The organism is Desulfosporosinus acidiphilus SJ4 (genome assembly GCF_000255115.2).
GTDB classification, from domain to species: Bacteria; Bacillota; Desulfitobacteriia; order Desulfitobacteriales; family Desulfitobacteriaceae; genus Desulfosporosinus; species Desulfosporosinus acidiphilus.
Map to the genome: position 1 here is coordinate 4,631,665 of NC_018068.1, position 25,478 is coordinate 4,657,142.

The window sequence follows — 25,478 nt, forward strand, 5'->3', positions numbered from 1 at the left end:
TTATCATAATAATTTGTTGATTTCTATTCATCACTACCTAAATTCCGAACGAGATTTCGCAAATAACCTGAGAGTTCTTCTGCAAGATCTTCGCGGCGCAAGGCATATTCAATGGTCGCTTGGACAAATCCCAACTTATCTCCCACATCATGCCGGCGCCCTTCAAATTCATAGGCCAGAATTTCCTGAAAGCGTCCCAGTTCCTTAATGCCGTCAGTAAGCTGTATCTCCCCGCCTTTACCCGGAGGCAAAGCTTCTAGGAGGTCAAATATTTCAGGATTTAAGATATAGCGGCCCATAATCGCTAAATGAGTTTGCGGTGCGTCTTCGTATCGTGGTTTCTCTACCATGTTTTTAGCACGATATAATCGATCAGCAAATTTCTCTCCATCGACAATTCCGTATTTGGAGATATCATCCAGGGGAACCTCCTGAACTCCAACCATGCTGGCGCCATAGCGTTCGTATTGGTTCATCATCTGCCGCAAGGCAGGCACTTCAGAATGAATAATGTCGTCACCCAACAGGACAGCAAAAGGTTCATGCCCAATAAACTTTCGTGCACTGTAGATGGCATGCCCTAACCCCAGAGCTTCTTTCTGACGAACGTAATATATATCTGCCATTCTGGCAATATCCTGAACCAGATCCAGCAGTTCTTCTTTCGAATTCTTTTCCAAAAAGGCCTCAAGTTCCATCGAGCGGTCAAAATGATCTTCTATAGCCCGTTTATTTCGGCCGGTTACAATGATGATGTCTTCTATCCCCGAATTGATTGCTTCTTCCACAATATATTGTATTGTTGGTTTATCAACAATCGGCAGCATCTCTTTCGGCTGTGCCTTCGTTGCCGGTAAAAAACGAGTTCCCAGTCCCGCAGCAGGTATTACGGCTTTACGAATTTTACGCATGTTTGACTCTCCCCTTTTTATCACTCTTATTCCCATCAATATATATAATAAAGTATCCTTACACATTCGGCAAAAATTAAAAAAGTTCCTTCCATAAAACCTAATATTTTCTATAATAAGGAAGACGAGGGACCTTAAGCCTCGCCTTCCAACACCTACTTACTATTAACGTGTATGCCACGATTATGATCAAGCATACTAATCCCATGAAAACACTAAAACATTTTTTAATTTACGGAATAATTGGCCTCGTTCTTGAGGTCATTTATACAGGGCTTGCCTCTCTTCTCAAAGGAGATTACAGTATGCATGGTTTTACCTTTTTGGTGATGCTGCCAATTTACGGACTGGCTGTCTTCCTCGAACCTCTCCAGGCAAAGATTTACGATCTGCCTTGGTGGAGCCGCGGTGCAATTTATTTAACTATGATTTGGAGCATTGAATATACCAGTGGTTTAATCTTAGGCATTATTCTTGGCAGCTGCCCATGGCACTATACCGATCCTTTAAATATTAATGGGCTGATTACGCTGAAAATGGCCCCTGAATGGTTTCTGGCCGGACTTGGCTTTGAGCACCTCCACAATTTCTTAGATAAAATGCCTATTTAAAGTTTGAAATAATCAATGAGTCCTTTTAAATTATTGGCTAATTCATTGAGGCTTTCGGCGGAGGCAAAAAGCTCCTCTACAGAAGCATTTTGTTCTTCCGCAGCGGCAGCCGTTACTTGTGTTCCTGCGGAAGTGGACTCCGCTTGACTCACAACTCTTTGCATGCCCATTTTTATCTGCTCCCCATCTCCTTGAACTTTGTGTACGATTGTCTCGATTTCCTGAGCCAAACCGGCACTTTCTTCTACAGAGTTAAGAATTACCGCAAACTGGTCGGAAATCTCTGTTAGATATACGCTCCCTTGATTTACGCTATCAACACTTAATTGCATCCCCAGATGAGCCTTTTTCGAAGTTTGCCTCATTTCTTGAACCCGTCGAGAAATATCAACTAAGCTCGTCTGAACTTGCTCAGCTAACTTGCGTACTTCTTCGGCAACCACGGCAAACCCCCGGCCGTTCTCTCCTGCACGTGCCGCTTCAATGGCTGCATTCAAGGCCAATAGGTTTGTTTGTTGAGCGATATCATCTATAATTTGTACGGTATTCTCAATTTCCTCTGATTTATCATCGACATCTCCGATAACTTGGCTTAGATTATGAACCTGGCCCTCGATATCTTCCATCTGTTTGACCACTTGCTCAAGAGCTTGATTGCCCTTTTGAGCAAGCTCGGCAGACCGGTTAGATGCTTGACTCACTCGTACGGCATGTTGTTCCGTCTGATTCATATGCTCAATAACCTGGCTCATACGCTCATGATTATCAGACATAATTTGAACCTGTATCTCAGCATCTGCAGCAATCTCACTGGCAGATGAAGCTACCTGTTCCGAAGCCTTTGAAGATTGTTCGGCTCCCAGGTGCATCTCTTGAGCAGTTTGAGATAATTGTCCTGCCATATTAGCTACTTTGGTCATAATGTTCCGCAATGAAGCCACCATATCGCCAAAGGCCTTCTGCAATTCGGATTCTTCACGATTCCATGGCTTCCAAGGTGCTTTCTTTTTTCGGGCAATATCTCCTGCGGCAATCTCATGGGCATTTTGAAGCAAGTGAGCCATCATTCTGCTCAAGGCCCTGCTCAGCAACCAGCCAATAACAATACTGACGATCAAGTCAACCACCATGACTGAAATTGAAATAGTGGATGCCCGGTTAAATATCTGCATCATTTTACCCATATTATCAGAATTAACCTTTGCAATCTTATCATCAACCATTTTCTGGAGGATAGCGCCGGCTTGCTGATTTTTGATACCGGCATCGCCAAACATGTTCGCTTTGGCATCTTCCAGCCTGCCGTCTGCAGCATATTGTATCGTAACTTGGGAAGCAACAACATAATTATTCCACGCTGTTTTAAACTGCTTCCAAACGTTATCTTCAGCAGGCGTTCGGGGAATTGCTTCATACTTCCCTATGTAACTGATCATATTGTCTTTTTCCTTATCAACTTGATTCAGGAACTTTTGTTGTTCCTCATTCGTTCGGGCGCTGACAGCCAGGATAACGTTTGACCGGTAGGCTTGAGCATTATAACGCATCTGAGAAAGTAAATTCATTGGGACCACATCTTGTTCAAAGACTTGGATGGAGGCCTGGTGCATCTGTTCCATACCGTAAATTCCGATTCCTCCAACGACACAAGCCGCTAAGGCGATGAGTATCATTAAAGCGGTGACGTGAAATCCTAACCGTTTATTCTTTAATTTCATACTTTTCACTCCTCGTATAATTAATTTAGTTCCTGCCCCACGAGTCCAAAAAACTAATGGAACGTGGGGTATTTAAATGACCAAAGAAAACTGGAAATTCAGTTGGTTGGTCATCATCAACAAGATGCGCGCAGAATAACGCATACCCCATGCAGTCGTCGTGCCTGTGGGCAGTGTGGACAAGTCAACCCCAAAGCACACTTCAAATTCGACTTGTCCAAAGCCTGAGGGAAAGCTCTTTTAAGATAGACCCATAAGGGCTTTTCCATAGGCTGGCACTGTCCACAGGCTCAGGATAAGGAATACCTGAGTAATGATTCCTTAAGTCGTTCTTTGACAACAAAAAAGTATTTAAGTTTGTTGGGGTTTCAGGCAAAATGATACCGTGAGGTTCGTTCTGGTAAGGCCTTTCACTCCTTGAGGCTATGACCTCTTATTAAGTCTGACTGCCAGCCCACAATTTGAACTTTTAACTCGAAGGTTGCACAGCTTAAAGGGAACCCCTCCGATGGTAGCAGATCGGTTGGATCCGAGGTCTTTTTAAGACAAGTGCTGATTCGGCGAGGTTGTTGACCTGTTGTGGTGCCTGGTCCCAACGTTAATCTTACAAATTCTTCGACTCGGAAAGTGAGGTGATTTTACTTGAGTTTATTTGTCGGTATAGATGTGAGTTCCAGTGATTTTAAAGTGCGAATCTTAGATGAGCGTGGTAATGAACCAGTTAAAAGGCTAAGGGTTTTGAATGATCAGCCTGGTTGTGAGCAAGTTGCCCGATATCTCTCTGAAGCCTGTAATAAAGAGAATGAGGACCGGCTGGTTATTGGTTTAGAGGCCACTTCCGTGTACAGTTGGCCGTTACAAATGTTCTTAGCGGAAGACCATTGTTTAGCACCTTTACAGCCCCAAATTTATTCCTTTAACCCCAAGGTCGTTGCTAATTTCAAAAAGGCTTATGTGGACCTTCCGAAGAACGACTGGATTGATGCCTGGGTCATTGCCGAACGTTTACGCTTCGGCCGGCTCCCGGAGGGCTCTCAGGTCGATTTCCGCTACTTACCGTTACAGCGACTCACTCGCTTTCGTTGTCATCTGATCGAGATGATCTCCAGAGAGAAGAATTATTTCCTCACGAACTTGTTCTTAAAGTTTAGCACTCTTGCCCAAGGTACGGTTTTTAGTAATACTTTCAGCGTTACTTCTGAATCCTTGACACTTGAGTTTTTTTCTCCAGAAGAGGTTGCGGCTCGACCGCTTGATGAACTGATTGATTTCCTCATGGAGAAAGGAAGAAGTCATTTCGAGGATCCGGAAGCCAAAGCCAGAGAGTTGAAGGAAGCCGCTCGCAAGGCCCATCGACTACGTGGAAGCCTATTGCAACCCATTAACCTTATCCTAGCCACGAGCATCGAAACCATCCACACTTTAGAGAAACAGGTCAAGAAAATCGATAAGGCGATCGAAGCTGAAATCAGGCATTTCCCTAATACGCTCATTACCATTCCCGGTATTGGCCCTGTGCTTTCAGCTGGTATTATTGCTGAGATTGGAGACATCCGCCGTTTTCCGAATGAAGGAGCCTTAGCAAAGTTTATTGGGCTAACCTGGCGTTCTCACCAGTCCGGTGATTTTACAGCCGATGACACGCCCTTAACTCGAACCGGCAACACCTACTTGCGAAGTTATATCATCCAGGCTGCTAACCTAGTACGCCAAAAGGAACCAGAGTACAAAGCCTTCTACCAACGTAAATTCTCGGAAAGTAAGACTCACCATCATCGCCGTGCTCTCGTGCTTACTGCACGCAAACTCGTCCGTATGGTTGATGCTCTGCTACGCAGCAACCAAATCTATATGCCACATGGCAATAGGGGGATTGCAAACTAAGCATGAACTACGAGAATTGAAGTCCCATTTTTGTAACTTGTTTCCATTTCATTTTGGGAATAAGAGGGTTTTTTATTGCCTTTTTTGCCAACGGATAACTAACTTACTGAAAAATTGACTCACTTAGGGTCTTGACATATTACCGAAGGACTTTATTCTCAGAAAAACTCTGCCGAACTTTGTAAAACTCATTATTCTACAAAGAAATGTCAATATCCTATCAATTTTTTAATTTTTCAGATAAAATTATAATATACTTCCCGATAGTCTCCGGTGGGGAGTATCGCACTTGTTTGACTATAGAGACACTCGGCCAATCCACACTCAGGCGTATGCGTAATGAGTTGCAGACGGCGATAAGCTCGTCCGCTCATCGTTATGGCCGGCGGGTGCCTAGTTGCACTTATGCTAGAAGCCGAAGACACTGTCTTCGCAGGTATTAACTCTTCTTGCAGTATACAACCGCAGGTTATACTTCCGGATAGATAATAAAAAGGCTGTAACAAAATCGGCATTTCGATTTCGTTACAGCCTTCAACGTTGAAGTCTTAAATTATCAGCTATTGCTTTCAGTTTCTTTCTTAAGTTCAACCTTTTCCAAGATTTGATCAACAAGACCATATTCTTTAGCCTCTTCGGCGGACATATAATAATCCCGATCCGTGTCTCTTTCTATCTTTTCCAAGGGCTGCCCTGTTTTGGCAGCTAAAATTTGGTTCATTTTTGACTTAGTCCTCAGCAATTGCTTGGCATGAATTTCGATTTCCGTTGCTTGCCCTGAGAGTCCATGACCGCCAATTAATGGCTGATGAATTAGGACCTCGGAATTAGGAAGGGCAACACGTTTCCCTTTGGCACCGGCAGCCAGCAGGAAAGCTCCCATACTGGCAGCCATCCCAATGCAGATAGTACGTACGTCAGAGCGAATGTATTGCATCGTGTCGTAAATCGCCATTCCTGCCGTTATTGAGCCGCCCGGACTATTAATGTACAAATTAATATCTTTTTCCGGATCTTCTGCTTCGAGGAAAAGCATTTGCGCCACTACAAGATTGGCCACGTCATCGTCGATGCCGCCTCCAAGAAAAATAATTCGATCTTTAAGGAGTCGCGAGTAGATATCATAGGAGCGCTCTCCGCGATTCGTTTGCTCTACAACCATAGGAACAAGATAACCCATTTATAATTCCCCCTATTCACATAAATTCAAAGTAACACTTAACCTAATATATTCTGGCCCGTTACGTTTATTTTATAACAAAGGTCAGTTAAGGTCAAATGGTTTAGACCAAACTTTACGAAAAAGTTGTGCCTCTTTGAATATATGGCTTCTGTTTCCTCCCCATGCCCTTATTTTCTTTCTGCCCTTAGAATGGCTCAGAACCGGCACGGTTTAATCATTAATTCTCCAGTTTTTTCGATAATCCTTTATAGTATTATTATTTATAAGGCATTTTCGCCCACATTTCCGGTTCTGATAGTATAGGCATTTTCCACAGAGGTTACAAAGATCTTCCCATCCCCTATTTCACCGGTTCTCGCTTCTTTTACAATCGTCTGAATCACTGAATCAACATCCCCGTCTTTGACGACAATTTCAATTTTAACTTTAGGGATTAAATGAATAGTATACTCTACTCCCCGATAAACCTCAGTATGCCCTTTTTGCTTGCCGCAGCCAATGACCTGAGTGACCGTTAAGCCATTGACACCATGATGACTAAGGGCATCTTTGACTATGTCCAGCTTTCCGGGACGAATAATGGCTTCGATCTTCTTCATCAACCTTCCTCCTCTTGTTTATATAGCCTCTTCAAACTGCAATTACACAAATCAACTTAGATAAAGTCGGGATATGCTTCTTCTCCATGCAGCGACAAATCCAGACCAATGGCCTCTTGGTCTTCACTGACACGCAGTGTCGTGAAGAGTCCGATGACCTTCAAAAGTATCCAAGACCCAATTACAGCAAAAGCCACTGTAGCTGCAACGCTTAAAGCCTGGATTCCTAACTGGGACGGGTTGCCGTACAAGAGTCCGTTAGCGCCGGCAGGATTAATGGCCTTTGTGGCAAAAATACCGGTGGCTAGGGCTCCCCAAGTACCGCCAATTCCATGACAGCCAAAAGCATCTAAAGCGTCATCATAGCCGAATTTCGCCTTCATCACACTAATGGTCAGATAACATATGACACCTCCGATAAAACCAATGAGGATTGAAGAAAGGGGCGTCACAAATCCTGCGCCCGGTGTAATGGCTACTAATCCTGCCACAGCACCACTGGCAGCGCCTAAAACCGTCGATTTTCCGCGATGATAACGTTCTACCACAGCCCAGGCTATTGCCGCGGCAGCGGCAGCCGTATTGGTATTAACCAAAGCTATACCGGCTAATCCGTTGGCCCCCAAGGCACTTCCGGCGTTAAACCCGAACCAGCCAAACCACAAAAGACCAGCTCCTAAGATGGTAAAAGGAATGTGATGGGGAGCCATGGAATCTCTGCCCAGACCTTTACGTTTTCCCAGGACCAGAGCCACTATCAGACCAGAATAACCAGAACTGATATGAACCACATTTCCGCCTGCAAAATCTAAAGCCCCCAGGTTTCTTAAAAAACCGCCTACACCCCAAACCCAATGTGCCAAGGGGTCATAAATCAGCGTCGCCCAGAGCAGTGTAAAGATAATAAAGGCCGGAAAGCGCATCCGTTCAGCAAATGAACCGCTGATCAGTGCAGGAGTTATTACAGCAAACATCATCTGAAAAGCCATGAAGACAATGGCGGGAATTGTCGCAGCATAATCTGGGTTAGGGGCTGCCCCAACTCCATTGAGGCCCAGCCAGTTCAGACTGCCGATTATACCATGAAAATCCGGCCCAAAGGCTAAAGTATAACCTATTAAAATCCACTGTAATGATATAAGTCCAATAATAATCCAACTATGCATAATTGTGCTGAGAACATTCTTTTTGCGAACCATGCCTCCGTAAAAAAATGCTAAACCAGGCGTCATTAAAAGAACAAGAGCCGTTGACACCAAGACAAACGCCGTATCTCCTGTATTCATCAATTATACCTCCTTAAACAAAAATGGCGCTTTGAGTTCACTCTAAAAAGAGTTAACTCAAAGCGCCATTGCTTTGTCTGCTTATACTTTTTCCTTAAACTGAGTATCGGCTGTGCACGCCTTATGAGTGGTATTCTAGCACGCCCAAAGACTTTTTGGCAACCCCTAATTGTTAATGAATTTTGTATACCTGATCTTCTCTTCACTTGTCGCAAAAATAATACTTATATAATAATTATTCTTCTAAAATGAGCAGATATAGAAATTCGCCCTCCTTCGGGTGATTCCATTTATGGTCCCCTAAATAACCTACACCAATATACCAATATAATACAAAGTAAGTTCCCAAACTTAGTGAAACTGATGTGCAAAACTCATAATAAATGGACCTATATATGGGTCATAAACATAATCTAAGAACAAAAATAAAAACATCCCTACGGCCCCGCCGATCATCGAGCCATTGATCCGAATCCACTGCAGATCATTGCCTGCCTTTTCTTCTACAAAACGGTTCAAATCTTCATTTGAGTAACTGGTAAGAGTTTCCCTGACGATCGTTCCTATTTCGTGGTGCTCATTTTGAATGGCCTGACATACGATGTCTATGACCAAAGTATTAAGCTGCACTTGAAGAGGTTTATTGTTCAATAAATCATGCCAGCCTTGCCGGACATAAGGACCGACCAGGTTATTCAGCGTTTCCGAATCAGTTGAAGCGGTATCTAAGGTTATGCGCAGAACCTTTGTTAAGAGTTCCTTGAGAAACTCTTCATGCAATAGCTCCTTCTTCCATAGTTCAAGTTGATCCCTGAAGTTAGGATCGATCATTAACGAATCCAGATTCTTTACTAAGCTTTTCTTTAAGGTTAAGCGCAAGGGATCTGCAGGATCATTAAACTTGCGCAAGGTAAGCAGAAGCTCAATATGCAGAGCATCTGCCGCTTCTTCCATGTTCAACCCATCGGACATTTCTACGAAACCCAATAACGTTCGGAAAATTGACCCGCCGTTGCCTAGTTTTTCAGCTTTGATGGTCTCCAGATAATTTAGAATAACCAGGCGGGTCTCTGCTTCTGAGGCCTTTTCCCAGAGCAGTTCAGTCAAGCGGTCCAAGCCTTGATCAAGATACCCCTTAGTTAAAGCCCAGCGGCTTAACTTCTCCGCCCAAGGGGCCAGAGTCCATTTCTCTGCATTCTTTTGAAGCAACTCTGCTAATTTCTCAGCCAAAGCGCCGGGGTCCTGTTTTCCCGCCAAGCCTTGAATTAAGAGTGTTGTTTTATCCGCTAAATAGGCTGCCCCGCCTCTTCTTTCCACGAACTGTATAAGTCCGTCCAGGAAGTCAATTCCTGAGATTTTTCGGCGAATTAAATCCATATGTAATAGTTCTGTTTGTACCATCCCGGCAACTGCCTCAATGAGCTTCACGCGATTACGGGGGATGAGTTCTGTGTGATAGCCCCAACCCAAAGGTTTCTTAAATATGGCAGTGACAGCAAACCAATCGGCAATTCCACCTACCAACGCCGCTTCGAGCATGAAATTCAGAAGCTGAAGTTCAACAATATCCGGGTACCGGTGTTTTAGCAGAACAGAGCCTAAAAAGCCGATAAAGACTATCGAAAGTGTAATATTGGCTTTCTTGCGATAATTCATCGAAATACCATCCCCAATACATAAATAAGCATACCCACTAAACCGCCCACGATGGATCCGTTGATCCGAATCATTTGCAAGTCATTGCCCGCCTTCTCTTCAATGAGCCTGACGAGCCTATCATCGGTTAAGGGATATAAGCCTTCCCGAACCATTCGTCCAATAAAATCATGATGAACTTCAATCTGCTTCTGAAGGAAGTCCTGAATTTCCCCGTTCAAAGTTTTTCTGAAGGCAGGCTTATGCTTAAGTAATTCCAGATTTTGATCCCAGTTGTCCCGCAGCTTCTTCATTCCGCGTTCAATACCGGTTGAAATAAAGTTAGGACCGGAACTTGCTACCCGCTCACTTTCTGCGTTTTCAGGTATGCTGTCAGCGGAGTACACATAAGTCAGAACCTTGGAGCAATATTCGGTGAACTTCTCTTGCATTTCCCGGTTAGTCTTTAAGTTCAAAACTACGTTATGCAGCGATTCCTTCAGCCATTGCTCGACGGTACCATCTTGTAAGGCAGTCTTGCCTTTGTCTATTAAGCCTTGAGCAAGGACGTCCGGTGAAGGTAAAAACTTACCAACAAGTTTCCGCGTTGGGTTATTGGCACCATACCTCGTTATAGCTGCATCCACCATCTTTGTCAAAGCTCTATTTGCCGAGGGTTGAGCAAGAAACTCTCTCATGGCCCCACAAAAGGTTTTCAGCAAATAATCTATCTCACCATGTTCCAGAGAAAATTCTAAAACATCACCGAAAATTCGAGAAAGCTCAAAACTGCTCAGATTATCTTGAAAGAGCCCCATGAGAGATTGGGAAATAGGTTTTGTATCCAAGCTGCGGATGAAATTCTCACTTAAATCCGCAAGCAATTCCTTGGCCGAGTCCTTAACTTCATCCTGCTGAAAGACTTTGATTAATGCCCCTGCAAAGTCCCAAATTGTTAACTTTCTCTTGAGCACTTCTTGCGTCAACAATTCATCCTGAACCATATCTGCTAAGGCATCAAAAATCCTTTCGCGATTCCGGGGAATAATCTCCGTACGCAATATCTTGCTAGGTTTTATTCCCAGGGGCCGGCGAAATAAAGCCGTTACTGCAAACCAATCGGCAAGTCCCCCGATCATCCCTGCACTGCATCCGCTGGAGATCAGTCCGCCTACAAAACTTGTTGCGTGAAAAGGATAGCTTAACAAAAACCCTAAGGTGATTCCCCCTAGGGTAAGATTAGCGCTTTGGGTGTTATTGATTTTTTTGACCATAAAACCACCTACAATTAAGGATTAAGTTTATGCCGGAAGAATAAAACTTCTTCCCTATTTTATTCTATTTTCTAGTCTTGTACCAGAGGTCTAGGAATATTGACACTTATTTTAGGTCCCGCCACCAGAACAACAAGCACTAAAAGAGCTGCCCCGGCAACATAGGGAAAACCCATGTTCAAACCAAAAAGGGCCCCGCCTGTCAAAGGCCCGAGGATTCTTCCCAGGCTGGCGAAGGATTGGAAAAGCCCAAGGGACATTCCTTGTCCCTGATTGCTTTGTTTGGAGACAAGACTTGAACTTGTGGGAACCATTAAGGAATTCCCCACCATAAAGATGACTGTTGCGGAAACTAAAAAAATAATATTTTTAGCATCAGCCGTAATAATGATGGACAATAGCCCAAGAGCGCATAGAAGTGCCCCTGTATTGACAAGTTTTGCATCTCCAAAGGTTTTGGCTAGTTTTCCGATAAGTCCTCCCTGTACAATCACAGCAAAGATACCTAAGATTGCAAAGGTGATTCCCATATCAGTTGGGCCGAAACCTACTTTAGCTGAAGCTAATAAGGCAAAGGTGCTCTCAAACATAGACATTGTGAAGTTTAAAGTGAAGTTAAACGCGAAAAGAAAAAATAGCGGGTCTTTAAGCACCTGGGGTGTGAGCCTGGCTCTCTTTCGACCTTGACCCTTATTCATTTCTTTAAGAGATTCCGGCAAGAAAATCCAGGTAAAGGGAAGGAGCAATAAGGCCAGTCCGCCAGCCACAAAAAAGGGCAGCGAGAAACTATATTTTCCTAAGAAACCTCCCAAAGCAGGGCCGAAAATCATTCCCATGCCCATAGCCGCACCGATCATCCCCATTCCCTTTGAACGGTCTGCTCCTTCTGTAATATCCGCCAAGTAGGCCATTGCTGTCGGGAGCGTCGCGGAGGAAACGATTCCGGCCAGAGCACGAAGAATAATCAAAACATAAAGATTGTTGACCATGCCAAACATCAAAAAGGTCACGCCATAGCCGAACAATCCCAGAAGAATTACCGGGCGCCTCCCGATTCCATCGGAAAGTTTACCCCAAACAGGAGCAAAAATAAATTGCATAATTGAATACGCGGACATAAAAACTCCAAGGGCAAAGGCACCACCGCCAAGTTTGCTTACCAAAAACGGAAGAATCGGAACGACAATCCCAAACCCTACCATGACTAAAAACTGAATAATAAACAATATCGCCATAGGCCCCATCATTTTCTTGTTCATCTGCAAACTCCTATTTCTTCCTTGACATTATTCGTCTACTTTATCAATCTATCACAAAATCTTTGCTCCACAAAAATTACAACTAAAGTATTTCCTTCTCAGGGCCTATTCATTAAAGAGGCCTATTTGTCTATAATTCCGTTTTTAACTCTGTTTCTAATTCTGTTTCTAATTCAGCCAAAACCTTGTTTAATTGTTCCAACGATTTGTTCAGATCTGTAAGATATAAGCCATCGAATTTATGCAGCAAGCAGCCAAATTTTTTCTTCCGCTCTTTTTCTAAAATCACGAGCGTTTCTTTACCTTGGGGCGCAAGTTCTATAAGTACGACTCTGCGGTCTTCCTCGCTGCGAGTTCGCCTGATCAGTCCTAACTTATACAAGCGATCCACAAAACCCGTCACAGCACCCAGGGTAATCCCAAATTTCTGAGCAATGTCTGAAGGAGTACAAGTTCCTTTATGCTCCAGAAATTTAAGGAAAATCATTTGATGCACGGAAATCTCGCTTGATGTCAACATTAAGAAACTCTGATACCTTTTCCAGACTCTTCTGAACAAATCATCTGTTTCTTCCATAAGTTTCATCTTCTGATCCCGAATCACAGCCTCACACTCCCTCATCATGGAAGAGTTTTGATCCTAACTTATTATAAGCACCATAAATAGTTTAGGTCAATAACTATGTCAAGCGTGTCAGGAGGACGGTCCTTTTGACACCTTTGACACGCTTTATTCGTATACCTTTTCTTCGTTGAGATGTGCGTTTTGGGCGTCTTCTTCTATGGCACGGTGGTTTTGCATTTGGGTGTGGAGCTCTTTGTAATATTCATGCTGAATAATCAGATTCATTACTTCATTGGTTCCTGTCCAGATCATAATTAAGCGAGTGTCCCGCAATAGCCGCTCCACGGGAAAGACGTTCGTGTATCCAATGCCGCCCATCATCTGCATGGCATCGTTGACTACAGCCCATGCTGTTTCCGTCGCGAATTTCTTGGCCTCCGACACCATCCGGCGGCCTTGGGATGATGGAATTCCAGAATCTATAGCTTTCGCGGCTGCATAGACCAGGGAACGAGCAGCATCCAATCGTGTAATGGAGTCGGCAACTTTGAAACTCACGCCTTGAAAATCTTTAATCTTCTGTCCAAAGGCTTTGCGTTTTGTACTATAAAGAGCTGCGACTTCAAGGGCAGCCCTTGCCATCCCCAATGCCCCTGCTGCGCTGGTCATTCTTTCCGGAATCATCATCTGATAGAAAATTTCCGCAGCACCATGTTCCTTCCCTAAAAGATTGGCCCTCGGAACTCTTACATTCTTAAATACAACCCTTCCCGCTCCTCCTCCGCGGGTGCCCATCAGTCCATAGACGTGGGCGACTTCTACGCCCGGGCCCCTGTCAACGATAAAAGCACTCATACTTTCATGAGACTTGCCTTCAGGATTTGTCTTGGCATAAACCATAAAATAATCTGCGCCCTCTGCACCCACCACAAAGCGCTTCTGTCCGTTAAGTATGTAATCATCACCATCTTTTACAGCGATCGTCGTTGCCCCAAAGAAATCAGACCCTCCCCGGGGTTCCGTCAAAGCTTCAGCAGTATAACGGGTCCCCTCCAGGGTCGGCTTTAGGTATCGAAGTTTAAGATCTTCCGAACCGAAACGAGAAATTGCTTCGCCTACAATTGAAGGTAATGAATAAAGACAGGCCAAACTCGTTCCTAAAACGCCGATTTCCTCCAGAACCCCTATTTCATCGACCCATCCCAGTCCCCGGCCTCCGTACTCAGGCGCGAAGCGCAGACCCATAAGCTTAGCTTCTCCAAGTTTTTGAAGATATTCCACAGGATAAATTACTTTTTCTTCATCCATATCTAAAATTAATTGTTTAGGGACTTTTTCCTTAACGAAATTACTGGCCTCCTTCTGCAGTTGGAGTTGATCATCTGTCAGCAGAAAGTCAAACATTCTTTTTCTCCCCCTTATGATTCGTTAAATATAGTTCTTAACATTATTAATAGCTCTTAAATAACTCTCGCGCTACTTTGGAATTGCCATCTGATTCCGATTAAACTTTGCGTTTTTCATCTCCTTTCCGCAAACCCCAGCAAATGAAAATAACCAATACAATTACGTCTCACTTGTTTGTATATTAGAAATATTCTTATAAAAATATTCTTACGTTTATTGACCTAAACGTCAAGTACAAGGGATAGGAAAAAATTGAATTCTTATAAGTATTTTTTTTATCAATGGGCAATCTATCTTTATGCTCTATTTGAAGGAGGATTCTTATGTGCAGCAACCCTTCCCAATTATATAATCCTTATCAACAACTAGACCGGTACATTGACAGCCTTCCTTACAAAAAGGAAAACTTAATTGCCATCCTGCACCATGCTCAACAACTTTTTGGCTACTTACCGGATAAGGTCCAGAAGCATATAGCTCTTAAACTTGATATCCCTTCTGCTAAGGTTTACGGAGTTGTAAGTTTCTACTCCTTTTTCACCATGAAACCTCGCGGGAAGCATGTGGTGAATGTTTGTATGGGGACTGCCTGTTTTGTACGCGGGTCGGAGAAACTGCAACAAGAAATTGAAAAACAACTGGGGATTAAAACCGGACAGACAACCGACGATGAACTCTTTTCACTGGATTCCTTGCGTTGTGTAGGGGCCTGCGGCCTCGCTCCTGTAATGATGGTCGATGGGAAAGTCTATGGGCGCCTTAAAGATCCGGAAGAAATCAAACAAATTTTAAATCAATACCGGGAACCCGCTTTGAAGGAAGGAACCTTATCATGAAACTTAAAACGCTTGAAGATCTCAACACCCTTAAAGCCGAACATCAGGTTCTCCTTCAAAACCGGCGAACTGACCATCCTATTTCAATCGCTGATGCCCAGGGATTGCCAAGACAAGTCATGGTCTGCGGGGGAACAGGCTGCCATGCCTCCGATAGTCCTGAAATTGTGGATGAATTTCAAAAAGAACTTAAGCGGCGCGGGCTCTCTGAGCAAATTCACGTTCTGCAAACGGGATGTTTTGGCTTCTGTGAAAAAGGACCAATTCTTGAAGTTCACCCCGACAATGTTCTTTACCTTGAGGTTTCCCCCAAGGATGTTCCGGATATTATTGAAGAACACTTCGTTCAAGGCAAACCCCTCGAACGCCTGCTCTATAAAGATCCCAATACAGAAAAGCCTATCATCTCAGACCTTCCTTTCTATCACAGTCAAATGCGAATTGCCCTGCGCAACTGCAGCTTAATTTCGCCTGAGGATATAAAGGAATATATTGCCGTTGACGGATACCAAGCCTTGTCCAAAGTCTTATTCGAAATGACTCCTGAGACGGTGGTTGACGTTATCAAAAAAAGCGGTCTGCGCGGGCGCGGCGGCGGGGGATTTCCAACCGGCGTGAAGTGGGAACTGGCTCGAAACAATGAAGCAAATCAGCGTTACATTATCTGCAACGCTGACGAGGGTGATCCCGGTGCCTTTATGGACCGTTCAATTCTCGAAGGGGATCCTCATACGGTATTAGAAGCAATGCTGATCGCCGGCTATACCATCGGGTCCTCCCACGGCTTTATCTATATACGCGCTGAATATCCCCTGGCTATACACCGCTTAGAAACTGCCATTAAACAAGCAAAACAGTATGGGTTGCTCGGTAAAGAAATATTGGGCAGTACTTTTTGTTTTGATATTGAAATCAAATACGGCGCAGGAGCGTTTGTCTGCGGAGAAGAAACGGCCCTCATCCATTCTATCGAGGGAGCCCGCGGCGAACCTTCAGTTAAACCACCCTTTCCCGCTGAGCAAGGGCTCTGGGGGAAGCCCACATGTGTCAATAATGTAGAAACCTTGGCCAACATTCCCCCCATTATTTTAAAAGGGGCTGAATGGTATGCCGGAATTGGCACTGAAAAAAGCAAAGGAACAAAGGTCTTCGCTTTAGCCGGAAAGGTCAATAACGTTGGTCTGGTAGAAGTCCCTATGGGGACGACGCTGCGGCAGATCATTTTTGATATCGGCGGAGGAATTAAGCATCATAAGACCTTTAAAGCTGCCCAAACGGGAGGGCCCTCAGGTGGATGTATCCCCACAAAATATTTAGACACCCCCATTGATTATGAATCCTTAATCGCCATTGGTTCCATGATGGGGTCCGGCGGTCTGATCGTAATGGACGAGAGCGATTGCATGGTTAATATCGCTAAGTTCTATTTGGAATTCACGGTGGATGAATCTTGCGGCCGCTGTACGGCTTGCCGGGTGGGTACGAAACGCCTCCATGAAATCCTAACTAAAATAACCGAAGGAAAAGGAAATCTTGATGATCTGGATCAACTGGTCAAATTAGGCAAAACCATTAAAGATTCCTCTCTTTGCGGGCTGGGGCAAAGTGCACCTAATCCGGTTCTTTCTACCATTGAATATTTTCGGGACGAATACATAGCCCATATCGTTGATAAAACTTGTCCGGCAGGTGTTTGCAAAAGTTTGCTTAAATTTGATATTACCGATAAATGCAAGGGATGTACCCTTTGTGCTAAGAACTGTCCGGCAGGCTGCATCACAGGAACACCTAAAGAGCTGCACAGCATTGACCAAGAACGCTGCTTAAAATGCGGGGCCTGCCTGGAAAATTGCCGTTTCGACGCTATTATTCGCCATTAAGCCCCCAGAAGGAGGACTCCCTATGGATGTACAATTAACGATTAATGATATACAGCTCGCCGTACCCGAAGGAATGTCTATTCTTGATGCCGCAAGAACTGTTAATATCGATATTCCAACCTTATGCTATTTGAACTTACATGAAATGAGGCTTAATAACCACATTGCCTCCTGCCGTGTCTGTCTGGTGGAAGTAGAAGGCCGCCGAACTTTGGCTCCGGCCTGCTCTACGCCGGTATTTAATAATATGGTCGTTAAAACTGATACTCCCCGAGCTATTCAGGCAAGACGAACCATGGTGGAGCTTCTGCTGTCCGATCATCCAAAATCTTGTTTAACTTGTGCCAAGAATCTAGACTGTGACCTGCAGGCTCTCGCCGCAGATCTTGGAGTGCGAAATATCTCTTACGAGGGCGAAGAGTCTGAATTTGAAATTGATAAATCCAGTCTCGCAATTATTCGTGACCCCAATAAATGTATCCGCTGCCGGCGCTGTGAAACCATGTGTAACGATGTGCAAACCGTTGGTGTTTATTCCGCCGTCGGGCGCGGTTTTGAAACGGTGGTGAAGACTGCCTTCAATTTGCCTCAGCATGAAACGTCTTGTACATTCTGCGGACAATGCATTGCCGTTTGTCCTACGGGAGCTTTGATGGAATTGGATCAAGTCGATAAGGTTTGGAAAGCCCTCAACGATCCGACGCGCTTTGTGATTGTGGAAACAGCACCGGCGGTAAGGGTTGCTCTGGGGGAAGGCTTTGGCCTTGAACCCGGAACCATCGTCACCGGTAAAATGGTCGCTGCTCTTCGCCGTCTCGGCTTTGACCGGGTCTTTGATACGGAATTTGGAGCCGATGTGACCATCATGGAAGAGGCTACGGAACTCATTCACCGCCTGAAACATAGAGGCCGGCTGCCGATCCTGACAAGCTGCTGCCCCGCCTGGGTCAAGTTCTTTGAACATCAATTTCCTGATCTCTTAGATATTCCATCCACGTGCAAATCGCCTCATGAAATGCTAGGTGTTTTAGCCAAAAGCTATTACGCCGATACCTACGGGCTTGATCCCCAGAAAATCACCGTTGTTTCCGTCATGCCCTGTGTCGCCAAGAAATATGAAGCGGCCCGGCCCGAACTCGGGCAAGATCCCGTCACACCGGATGTGGACATTGTTATTACCACCCGTGAATTATCGCGAATGATTCGAGAAGCGGGGATTCACTTTGAACGTCTTAATGATGAAGAATTCGACCATCCATTAGGGGAGTCCACTGGGGCCGCCGTAGTTTTCGGCACGACCGGAGGAGTTATTGAAGCAGCCTTAAGAACCGCCTACGAGTGGTTGACAGGGAAACCGCTGGAAAACGTTGAATTTGAGAGTCTTCGCGGTATGGATGGAATTAAGGAAGCCTTAGTCCCTATTGAAGGGCAAGACTTTAAAATAGCAGTGACCCATGGTCTAGGCAATGCGCGAACAATTTTAGAGAAAATACAATCGGGAGAAGCCCAATATGATGCCATAGAAATTATGGCTTGCCCAGGAGGATGTATCGGAGGCGGCGGTCAGCCTTATCATCACGGAAATGTGGAAATCCTTAAGGCCCGTGCTGCCGCGATCTACAAAGAGGATCGTTCCAAGCCCCGCCGCAAATCTCACGAAAATCCTGCCGTCTTAGAGCTCTACAAAAACTACATCGGCGAACCTTATGGCGAACGAGCCCATGAGCTTCTCCACACCAGCTTCACTCAACGCCCTAAAATTTAGCTCAGCTGAGACACGGTGCGAGACACGCGAGACACGGGGACAGTTCTTGTGTCTCAACTTGTGTCTCACTTCTCTCATCGAATCCAGGCACAGGACGCAGGACGGGACGGTTCTTCTGTCTCACTTTCGTCATGGAATTAATACCTTTGGCTTAGGCAAATACGTAATGCCAGAACACCCCTTTGCTTCAGAAGTTAGCATATCTGGCGGCGGTTATGCTACAATAACAGCAAACAAAGATCTAAACGGGGGATCTAATTGGAACAAATATTTTCGAGAACAGAACTTTTAATTGGCAGCGAGGGCTTAGAGAAACTTCATCACAGCACAGTCCTCGTTTTCGGAATAGGAGGAGTCGGTTCCTACGCCGTTGAAGCACTTGCCCGCGCCGCCATCGGCCATTTAATTCTCGTGGATTTCGACGAGATTAGTATTTCAAATCTCAACCGTCAAATCCACGCCCTTCACTCGACAATTGGCGAAGCTAAGGTAGAGGTTATGAAACACCGAATCAAAGAGATAAATCCGGAGGCTCGAGTTGAAACCTTCAAAGAATTTATTTCAGCAGAAAATGTTGATGATTTCCTGCAAAAGAAACCGGACTATGTGGTGGATGCCATCGATACAGTTTCCAGCAAAGTAATTTTAGTCAAAGAATGTCTGGCACAGGAAATACCGTTAATCTCAAGTATGGGTGCCGGCAACAGGCTTACAGCTGAAAATTACCGGGTCAGTGATATTTCAAAAACCAGTGGTGACCCCCTTGCGAAAACCATGCGCAAATTGCTGCGTCAAGAAGGAATCACTCGAGGCGTTAAGGTCGTATTCAGTTCCGAGCCCCCGATCGCCCCTCTTTCTTCATTCTCTCCGGCGGCTCCTTCTTCCGACAATTCAACGACTAGTAATTCCGAAAACGAAGAAACCATCACGATACAAAAGCGTCAAACTCCAGGAAGTATCTCCTTTGTACCGTCGGTCGTGGGGTTGCTCATAGCGGGAGAAGTTGTCCGTGATTTATTAAAGAGATGATTACACGACTCTCATTCCAAATCATGTAATTTTAATTATCAGATATGGTATACTAAACAAAACCCTGCAAAAATAGTGGTTTAAATCATCCACTGATATGCAGGGTTTTATTTATAAAAACGGATAGATATTCATTATGCAACGGCCTCTTTAAAGTTCTTTCCTTTAAGTAAAGATCTCAAAATAATAAATTAAAGATTACTTAAGAAATTATGTAGTTTTCCGTTCTTGCTTGTTGACTGTTCTCCTTGTCGTCCTAAAAACCAACGTAAAGCATCCTATATCAATAAGACAATCTCCAATACTAAACACTTGTTTCTGAAGCCCAGGAACAGCCAAATAGAACCGATCCGCCAAAACTTTTAAATGAGTTGCTGCAGTCATCAATCCATGGGTACCTTGTCCGGCCAGCAAGGCCTTCCGGCTGGTTTCCGGCAGAAAAAGGGGATCGACGGGCATAGCACCCCCATTTAAAGCTATTACTAATGTATTGAGAAAAACTCCCCCAGCAATTAACCAAATCCCATGTAGAGAACGATTTCGTAAAGTAAAGATCAGCAGCAAAAGATATGACACCGTATCAAGTAACGAGCTTAACCAACCGGTAACCAGGCCAATATGTCGCAGGCTCGCCCAATAAACGATGCCTTGTAATAAAAAAGCCATTAGGACAAGCCAAAACTCCCGCAAGGCCAGCTCACCCAAACGACTTAGTTTTCCTCCGCATAATAGACTTATAATCAGTGATAAAATCAAGGTCTCAATAAGCATGCTTTACCTCAACTTCCGTCAAATTCAAATGTGCTCAGTAGGACGAAACTATCTGAACCTTCCCGGCATTCATTACCTGGTATGCCGATTCTGTTGTGACGGCTTTACAAAAAACCTCAACCAATTTAGGGTCTAATTGTGATCCGGCAACTTTCTTCAGCTCTTCAATGGCCTCCTCATGAGTCTTCCCTTTGCGGTAACTCCGATCTGACGTAATAGCATCATACGTATCGGCTACAGCAATAATCCGAGACTCCAGAGGAATTTCCTCTCCTTGAATCCCATCGGGATAGCCTTTTCCATCATAACGCTCATGATGATGGCGAACTACTTGTCCGATATCGAACATGAATTTTATGCTTTTGATAATGGTTTCCCCAATAACCGGATGACTGCGAATGGATTCCCACTCAGAATCCAACAATTTGCCTTCTTTATTTAAGATTATTTCGCTAACCCCTATTTTTCCGACGTCATGCAATACAGCCGCATATTTTAGAAACTCTGTCTTATCTTCATTCATCTTCATTTCTTCTGCTATAGCGACAGCAAGTTTCCCAACTCTAGCGGAATGTCCGCTCGTATATTTGTCTTTTGCCTCAAGCGCCTGAACAAGAGCCTCAACAGTATTAAGGTAATTTTCGCGCATATCCATATAGAGCTGAAAGGAATGGCGGCAAACCAAGAGGGGGATAAAAAGCAGAAAAAGTCCTAAGGCTCCATAATTATAAAAGATTAAGGCCATTAAATAGCCCACCGGCACAAGAGCCATGAAGTTTGGCAAAGCCCAACGCATATTACTTATCCATATTGACCAGGGAGACTTTCTTTGAAGAAAGCCCAGAGCTATAGTTACTATAAAAATATTTGTAATCATGTAAACAAAGGCTACCAATATATATATTATTAAAGGAAATACTTTTGTATGAAAACCTTCTATTCCCGTCAGCTTTAAAACATATAAAGCTGCTGCTTGCGATAATAGATATTGAGAACCGTTAAATACCCGTTTATATAGAGGCGCATCTTTAGACGCTTTTCCTAAAGGAAATAGGCCTCCTACAGCTGAAACAATAAGAGCTCCACAAGAAGGAAAAAGGATCGCTGCTGAAAAGCAAACTGCATAATTAACCGTAACAAATCCACCTCTTGGAAGAGCAACTGGCAGAGATTCGCTGGCAACTGCCAAGATTCCAAAAATAAAAAGGATTTTAAATTTTCCAGATAAAGTATTCATTTACAATACCTCTATAGAATTATTTGGCCGACTCTTTCACAATCAGATTCTGAAGTTTGCGCCACCGGCAAGAACGAGTGTTACGAGAACAGTAATAGCTTTTAACAATTTGCTCATTGCGGTAAACCTCCTTGATTTTTTTCAAAGATATAGTTTAACCGCTCCGCTCTTTATCCGTTCCGCTGCTTTTTCCGCTTCGCTCAAGGGAATCAAACAGAATTCAAATTCTAATTGTTAATAAGTCGGCCAAAGTTAGCAAGTTAATCGTTTATGAGAAATTTTAGTTTTCTGTTGACTGCATCAAGGGTCGCCTTGACCACTGCTTCTCGATCATCACTCCGAACCAATGCACATCCGGTCAAGGACTGCTCTCCCATGGGAGCAATTAAGGTTATAGAAACTACAGCGACCTCTTGTTTAGCCAGCCGCATAATGCCTACATCTTCAGTTACAAATAAAAATTCTTTTAAAGTAATGGAAGTAAGTGCCTTAAGGGTTGCATCGACGAAAAGGCGAAGTTTGTTGTAGGCCGAAGATGGCCCGTCTGCGATTCCCTCAATCAGCTTATCTCCAGACAATAGCTCGACTTTAACTTCAGCCATACCATTGACGGTTCTGAGGGTCACACCAACCAATTTTGGTCGAGTTGACTCAACAACAGCGAGTGCGTTGTTTTCCTCATCATCCCCGACTTGCGCTACACTAATTTTCTTATGGTCCACCTGTAACCCAAACTGTGCAGCCATAACAGATTCCACATCTCGTACTACTTGCTTAGGAGCTCTTCCTGAACCAGCCAGAACATGAACTTCTTCGATTTCTCCTTGATTGTTAACATTAATACGAGCAGCTATTATCGATTTGATTTGCATTATTGCCTGCTCCCAGTCTTGGCTTGAAAAAGTCATGTCCGACATGAAAACACTCCTTGATTATCTAAAAATTGAGTTTACCCATTATTGAAGTTATTTTCGACGTAGAAATGCATTTTCCTCCCATTGAAATGGCAATTATGACAGAACTTTCATATTCTTATATCCGTAACCCCAGAGGCAATCAGACAGACCGCTCTGCTAGAGTGTACTTAATGAGTTGCAGTTATAACGATTGTTCGTCCGCTCACCGTCATGACCAGTGGAAACTTTGTTACAATAATCCATAACTATTTAGGATTCTAATATCCTAACAATTCCGTACTGGCATTATAGATTATCTCAAAGTATAATTTATTTAAATCCACAAATTAATTATATTGATTGAGCGGAGGCAATTCTTATGAGCCAAACTATGAAGAAACCTCAGATTGCCGGCAACGTGTTTCTTGCCGACGGTTGTAAAGTCCTGGGTGAAGTGGAAATCGGAGAGCATTCCAGTGTCTGGTATAACTCCGTCATTCGTGGCGATCTCGCAAAAATACAGATTGGCGAATATACCAATATTCAAGATTTAGTTACGATTCATGTTAACGGAAATCAGCCTGTAATCATAGAAGACCATGTCACCGTCGGCCATTCCGCGATTGTTCATGGATGTACCATCCGCAAGGGGTCCCTTGTCGGGATGGGAGCCATCGTTCTCGATGGTGCAGTAATTAATGAAGAAACTTCTATTGCTGCCGGTGCGATCGTCCCTGGTAACAAAACCTATCCGCCTCGTGTTATGCTCATGGGAGTCCCGGCAAGAGTTGTCAGAGAGCTGACCGAATCGGAGGTTCAAGCGCTGTATGAAACCGCTGAACGTTATGCACAAAAGGCAAGGGACGCAAAATTAGCGGATAATATTGATTAATATTTGCGAACTCTTGGTCTGATAAAAGCTGCATTACTCTTGAAAATGGGATAGTATGAAAAAAGGGTTGCAACCAACTGGTTTTTTCCAGTTGATTGCAACCCTTTATATTCCTATAAATTTGTTGATTAACCTAAAAAGATTTTCAGGTCATCCTCGACATTAGTTATTCCTGCAATACCAAAGTTTTCAACAAGGACTTTGGCTACATTGGGGGATAAGAAAGCAGGAAGTGTGGGTCCAAGGTGAATGTTTTTCACACCAAGGTAGAGTAAAGCCAGTAAGACGATGACAGCTTTTTGCTCGTACCAAGCGATGTTATAGGAAATTGGAAGTTGGTTGACATCCTCCAGTCCGAAAACTTCTTTGAGTTTCAGAGCAATTACTGCCAAAGAGTAGGAATCGTTGCATTGTCCTGCATCGAGGACTCTGGGAATACCACCGATGTCTCCCAAATTGAGCTTATTGTATTTATATTTTGCACAACCTGCCGTGAGGATGACAGTATCCTTCGGCAAAGCTTCGGCGAAGTTGGCATAGTAGTCACGGTTCTTCATGCGGCCATCACAGCCAGCCATAACGAAGAAACGTTTAATCGCACCTGATTTAACAGCTTCAACGACTTTATCGGCAAGGGCCAGGACTTGATTGTGAGCAAAGCCTCCGACAATTTCACCGGTTTCAATTTCAGTCGGCGGAGGGCATTTCTTAGCTTGTGCGATGATTGCCGAAAAATCTTTCGTTTGGCCATCGGCACGCTCAGGGATGTGCTTAACTCCCTCAAAACCAACAACACCGGTTGTATAAAGACGATCCTTGTAGGAATCCTTAGGCGGAATGAGGCAGTTAGTGGTTAAAACAATCGGTCCGTTAAAGGATTCGAATTCTTTATCTTGTTTATACCAAGCATTACCATAGTTACCTACGAAATTTTCGTATTTCTTAAAGGCCGGATAGTAATGGGCAGGAAGCATTTCACCGTGAGTATAGACATCAACCCCGGTCCCTTGAGTCTGAATTAGTAATTCTTCAAGATCCTTCAAATCATGACCACTGATCAGAATGGCGGGATTGTTCCTGACGCCAATATTTACTTTGGTTAGCTCAGGGTTTCCGTAGGTTGTGGTGTTAGCCTTATCCAACAGAGCCATAACCTCTACACCGTATTTTCCTGCTTCTAAGACTAAACCCACAAGGGCATCGGCAGGCAGAGTGTTGTCTAGGGTTGCTGCTAAAGCCTTTTCAATGAAGGCAAAAATCCCATCATCTTTATATGCCAGGGTATAGGCATGCTCCGCATAGGCAGCGATTCCTTTTAAACCATAAGTGAGTAATTCTCTTAACGAACGAACATCTTCATTTTCTGTTGCTAAAACTCCCACGCTAGCTGCTTTTTGCTCAAACTCCCCAGCAGGAGCTGTCCAGGTTGCGGCATCATGTAAGTCTGCCGCTATGGTCCCGCCGGCTTTAATAATTGCTTGCTTAAGTTCGTCCCGGAGTTTAAGTCCTTCTTCAATTCTTGCCACAATGCGGCTTCGGTCGAAGTTCGCATTGGTAATGGTGGTGAAGAGGCTTTCCATAATGAATTTATTAATCTCAGGCTTTACAATCCCCAGTTCTCTTGCTTGAACAGCAAAAACGGAGATTCCTTTTAATGTGTAAATGAGAAGATCCTGCAAATTAGCTACATTTTCGGTTTTTCCGCAAACTCCTTTGATGGTGCAGCCGGTTCCTTTAGCGGTTTCCTGACATTGAAAACAAAACATACTCATTCGTGCATCCCCCTAAATTTTATTTGAAGTTTTTCTAAATCAACCTTACATGAGTTAGTTTAAAACAA

22 protein-coding genes are annotated in these 25,478 nt (G+C 44.0%); 7 read left to right on the forward strand and 15 right to left on the reverse strand.

All coding sequences use genetic code 11. The annotated features are described in order from the left end of the window. Positions 1-23: 23 nt before the first annotated feature. Positions 24-911, reverse strand: coding sequence for a UTP--glucose-1-phosphate uridylyltransferase GalU (gene galU / locus DESACI_RS21240; RefSeq protein WP_014829282.1), 888 nt, complete (start codon positions 909-911; stop codon positions 24-26). A gap of 206 nt (positions 912-1,117) precedes the next feature. Here galU and DESACI_RS21245 point away from each other — a divergent pair, with 206 nt between their 5' ends. Then, positions 1,118-1,522, forward strand: coding sequence for a putative ABC transporter permease (locus DESACI_RS21245; RefSeq protein ID WP_041276721.1), 405 nt, complete (start codon positions 1,118-1,120; stop codon positions 1,520-1,522). Here DESACI_RS21245 and DESACI_RS21250 read toward each other — a convergent pair. Next, positions 1,519-3,240 carry a methyl-accepting chemotaxis protein gene (locus DESACI_RS21250; RefSeq protein ID WP_014829284.1) on the reverse strand — a complete coding sequence of 574 codons (1,722 nt, stop codon included), beginning with the start codon at positions 3,238-3,240 and terminating at the stop codon, positions 1,519-1,521. The genes DESACI_RS21245 and DESACI_RS21250 overlap by 4 nt on opposite strands. A 642-nt stretch (positions 3,241-3,882) precedes the next feature. On the opposite strand from DESACI_RS21250, the gene DESACI_RS21255 reads away from it, so the two are divergent. Beyond that, positions 3,883-5,124 (forward strand): IS110 family RNA-guided transposase, encoded by a 1,242-nt coding sequence (locus tag DESACI_RS21255; RefSeq protein ID WP_014826601.1) that lies wholly within the window; start codon positions 3,883-3,885, stop codon positions 5,122-5,124. A gap of 236 nt (positions 5,125-5,360) precedes the next feature. On the opposite strand, the gene DESACI_RS24360 is transcribed toward DESACI_RS21255, so the two are convergent. The 9 genes from DESACI_RS24360 to DESACI_RS21295 all read right to left on the reverse strand — a co-directional run bounded on the left by DESACI_RS24360 (position 5,361) and on the right by DESACI_RS21295 (position 14,329). Next, positions 5,361-5,639 carry a hypothetical protein gene (locus tag DESACI_RS24360; protein ID WP_148271354.1) on the reverse strand — a complete coding sequence of 93 codons (279 nt, stop codon included), beginning with the start codon at positions 5,637-5,639 and terminating at the stop codon, positions 5,361-5,363. A 41-nt stretch (positions 5,640-5,680) separates the two neighbouring features. Then, complete coding sequence (gene clpP, locus DESACI_RS21260; protein WP_014829285.1) at positions 5,681-6,304, reverse strand: ATP-dependent Clp endopeptidase proteolytic subunit ClpP; 624 nt, start codon at positions 6,302-6,304, stop codon at positions 5,681-5,683. A 263-nt stretch (positions 6,305-6,567) separates the two neighbouring features. Continuing rightward, a complete protein-coding gene (locus DESACI_RS21265) occupies positions 6,568-6,906 on the reverse strand; it encodes a P-II family nitrogen regulator (RefSeq protein ID WP_014829286.1) in 339 nt (112 codons plus the stop codon). 56 nt (positions 6,907-6,962) lie between these two features. Beyond that, entirely contained in the window at positions 6,963-8,192 is a 1,230-nt protein-coding gene (locus tag DESACI_RS21270) for an ammonium transporter (RefSeq protein WP_014829287.1), read from the reverse strand. Between the two features lie 351 nt (positions 8,193-8,543). Beyond that, positions 8,544-9,848 carry a DUF445 domain-containing protein gene (locus tag DESACI_RS21275; protein WP_014829288.1) on the reverse strand — a complete coding sequence of 435 codons (1,305 nt, stop codon included), beginning with the start codon at positions 9,846-9,848 and terminating at the stop codon, positions 8,544-8,546. After that, positions 9,845-11,101 (reverse strand): DUF445 domain-containing protein, encoded by a 1,257-nt coding sequence (locus DESACI_RS21280; RefSeq protein WP_014829289.1) that lies wholly within the window; start codon positions 11,099-11,101, stop codon positions 9,845-9,847. The genes DESACI_RS21275 and DESACI_RS21280 overlap by 4 nt, the downstream gene beginning before the upstream one ends. 71 nt (positions 11,102-11,172) lie before the next feature. After that, positions 11,173-12,360: an MFS transporter gene (locus tag DESACI_RS21285; RefSeq protein ID WP_014829290.1), complete on the reverse strand. Its 1,188-nt coding sequence runs from the start codon at positions 12,358-12,360 to the stop codon at positions 11,173-11,175. Positions 12,361-12,490: 130 nt separating this feature from the next. Next, on the reverse strand, positions 12,491-12,964 hold the full coding sequence (locus tag DESACI_RS21290; protein ID WP_014829291.1) for a MarR family winged helix-turn-helix transcriptional regulator: 474 nt from the start codon (positions 12,962-12,964) through the stop codon (positions 12,491-12,493). 126 nt (positions 12,965-13,090) lie between these two features. Further along, positions 13,091-14,329, reverse strand: a complete 1,239-nt coding sequence (locus DESACI_RS21295) for an acyl-CoA dehydrogenase family protein (protein WP_014829292.1) — start codon at positions 14,327-14,329, stop codon at positions 13,091-13,093. A 326-nt stretch (positions 14,330-14,655) separates the two neighbouring features. Between DESACI_RS21295 and nuoE the strand changes: the two genes are divergently transcribed. The 4 genes from nuoE to DESACI_RS21315 all read left to right on the forward strand — a co-directional run bounded on the left by nuoE (position 14,656) and on the right by DESACI_RS21315 (position 19,842). Further along, on the forward strand, positions 14,656-15,168 hold the full coding sequence (nuoE, locus tag DESACI_RS21300; protein ID WP_014829293.1) for an NADH-quinone oxidoreductase subunit NuoE: 513 nt from the start codon (positions 14,656-14,658) through the stop codon (positions 15,166-15,168). Further along, the gene (locus DESACI_RS21305; protein WP_014829294.1) at positions 15,165-17,048 is read left to right on the forward strand and encodes an NADH-quinone oxidoreductase subunit NuoF; all 1,884 of its coding nucleotides are present in this window, start codon (positions 15,165-15,167) and stop codon (positions 17,046-17,048) included. The genes nuoE and DESACI_RS21305 overlap by 4 nt, the downstream gene beginning before the upstream one ends. 22 nt (positions 17,049-17,070) lie before the next feature. Further along, positions 17,071-18,813: an NADH-dependent [FeFe] hydrogenase, group A6 gene (locus DESACI_RS21310; RefSeq protein WP_014829295.1), complete on the forward strand. Its 1,743-nt coding sequence runs from the start codon at positions 17,071-17,073 to the stop codon at positions 18,811-18,813. 258 nt (positions 18,814-19,071) lie between these two features. Then, positions 19,072-19,842 (forward strand): tRNA threonylcarbamoyladenosine dehydratase, encoded by a 771-nt coding sequence (locus tag DESACI_RS21315; protein WP_014829296.1) that lies wholly within the window; start codon positions 19,072-19,074, stop codon positions 19,840-19,842. A 210-nt stretch (positions 19,843-20,052) separates the two neighbouring features. On the opposite strand, the gene DESACI_RS21320 is transcribed toward DESACI_RS21315, so the two are convergent. The 3 genes from DESACI_RS21320 to DESACI_RS21330 form a co-directional block, all read right to left on the reverse strand. Beyond that, complete coding sequence (locus DESACI_RS21320; RefSeq protein WP_014829297.1) at positions 20,053-20,613, reverse strand: DUF5317 domain-containing protein; 561 nt, start codon at positions 20,611-20,613, stop codon at positions 20,053-20,055. Positions 20,614-20,647: 34 nt separating this feature from the next. Continuing rightward, positions 20,648-21,850 carry an HD-GYP domain-containing protein gene (locus DESACI_RS21325; protein ID WP_014829298.1) on the reverse strand — a complete coding sequence of 401 codons (1,203 nt, stop codon included), beginning with the start codon at positions 21,848-21,850 and terminating at the stop codon, positions 20,648-20,650. A gap of 260 nt (positions 21,851-22,110) precedes the next feature. After that, positions 22,111-22,767 carry a hypothetical protein gene (locus DESACI_RS21330; protein WP_014829299.1) on the reverse strand — a complete coding sequence of 219 codons (657 nt, stop codon included), beginning with the start codon at positions 22,765-22,767 and terminating at the stop codon, positions 22,111-22,113. A gap of 358 nt (positions 22,768-23,125) precedes the next feature. Between DESACI_RS21330 and DESACI_RS21335 the strand changes: the two genes are divergently transcribed. Next, positions 23,126-23,638 carry a gamma carbonic anhydrase family protein gene (locus DESACI_RS21335; RefSeq protein ID WP_014829300.1) on the forward strand — a complete coding sequence of 171 codons (513 nt, stop codon included), beginning with the start codon at positions 23,126-23,128 and terminating at the stop codon, positions 23,636-23,638. A 128-nt stretch (positions 23,639-23,766) separates the two neighbouring features. Here DESACI_RS21335 and hcp read toward each other — a convergent pair whose 3' ends face one another. Next, positions 23,767-25,410, reverse strand: coding sequence for a hydroxylamine reductase (gene hcp / locus DESACI_RS21340; RefSeq protein WP_014829301.1), 1,644 nt, complete (start codon positions 25,408-25,410; stop codon positions 23,767-23,769). Positions 25,411-25,478: the final 68 nt, after the last annotated feature.

Excerpts from the sequence above, each read along its gene's own strand:
- DESACI_RS21305 (WP_014829294.1), top strand. The coding sequence starts at position 15,165 with ATGAAACTTAAAACGCTTGAAGATCTCAACACCCTTAAAGCCGAACAT.
- hcp (WP_014829301.1), bottom strand. The coding sequence starts at position 25,410 with ATGAGTATGTTTTGTTTTCAATGTCAGGAAACCGCTAAAGGAACCGGC.
- DESACI_RS21270 (WP_014829287.1), bottom strand. The coding sequence starts at position 8,192 with ATGAATACAGGAGATACGGCGTTTGTCTTGGTGTCAACGGCTCTTGTT.
- DESACI_RS21250 (WP_014829284.1), bottom strand. The coding sequence starts at position 3,240 with ATGAAATTAAAGAATAAACGGTTAGGATTTCACGTCACCGCTTTAATG.
- DESACI_RS21285 (WP_014829290.1), bottom strand. The coding sequence starts at position 12,360 with ATGAACAAGAAAATGATGGGGCCTATGGCGATATTGTTTATTATTCAG.
- nuoE (WP_014829293.1), top strand. The coding sequence starts at position 14,656 with ATGTGCAGCAACCCTTCCCAATTATATAATCCTTATCAACAACTAGAC.
- DESACI_RS21310 (WP_014829295.1), top strand. The coding sequence starts at position 17,071 with ATGGATGTACAATTAACGATTAATGATATACAGCTCGCCGTACCCGAA.
- galU (WP_014829282.1), bottom strand. The coding sequence starts at position 911 with ATGCGTAAAATTCGTAAAGCCGTAATACCTGCTGCGGGACTGGGAACT.
- DESACI_RS21295 (WP_014829292.1), bottom strand. The coding sequence starts at position 14,329 with ATGTTTGACTTTCTGCTGACAGATGATCAACTCCAACTGCAGAAGGAG.
- DESACI_RS21275 (WP_014829288.1), bottom strand. The coding sequence starts at position 9,848 with ATGAATTATCGCAAGAAAGCCAATATTACACTTTCGATAGTCTTTATC.
- DESACI_RS21245 (WP_041276721.1), top strand. The coding sequence starts at position 1,118 with ATGAAAACACTAAAACATTTTTTAATTTACGGAATAATTGGCCTCGTT.
- DESACI_RS21325 (WP_014829298.1), bottom strand. The coding sequence starts at position 21,850 with ATGAATACTTTATCTGGAAAATTTAAAATCCTTTTTATTTTTGGAATC.
- DESACI_RS24360 (WP_148271354.1), bottom strand. The coding sequence starts at position 5,639 with ATGCCGATTTTGTTACAGCCTTTTTATTATCTATCCGGAAGTATAACC.
- clpP (WP_014829285.1), bottom strand. The coding sequence starts at position 6,304 with ATGGGTTATCTTGTTCCTATGGTTGTAGAGCAAACGAATCGCGGAGAG.
- DESACI_RS21330 (WP_014829299.1), bottom strand. The coding sequence starts at position 22,767 with ATGTCGGACATGACTTTTTCAAGCCAAGACTGGGAGCAGGCAATAATG.
- DESACI_RS21280 (WP_014829289.1), bottom strand. The coding sequence starts at position 11,101 with ATGGTCAAAAAAATCAATAACACCCAAAGCGCTAATCTTACCCTAGGG.
- DESACI_RS21335 (WP_014829300.1), top strand. The coding sequence starts at position 23,126 with ATGAGCCAAACTATGAAGAAACCTCAGATTGCCGGCAACGTGTTTCTT.
- DESACI_RS21265 (WP_014829286.1), bottom strand. The coding sequence starts at position 6,906 with ATGAAGAAGATCGAAGCCATTATTCGTCCCGGAAAGCTGGACATAGTC.
- DESACI_RS21320 (WP_014829297.1), bottom strand. The coding sequence starts at position 20,613 with ATGCTTATTGAGACCTTGATTTTATCACTGATTATAAGTCTATTATGC.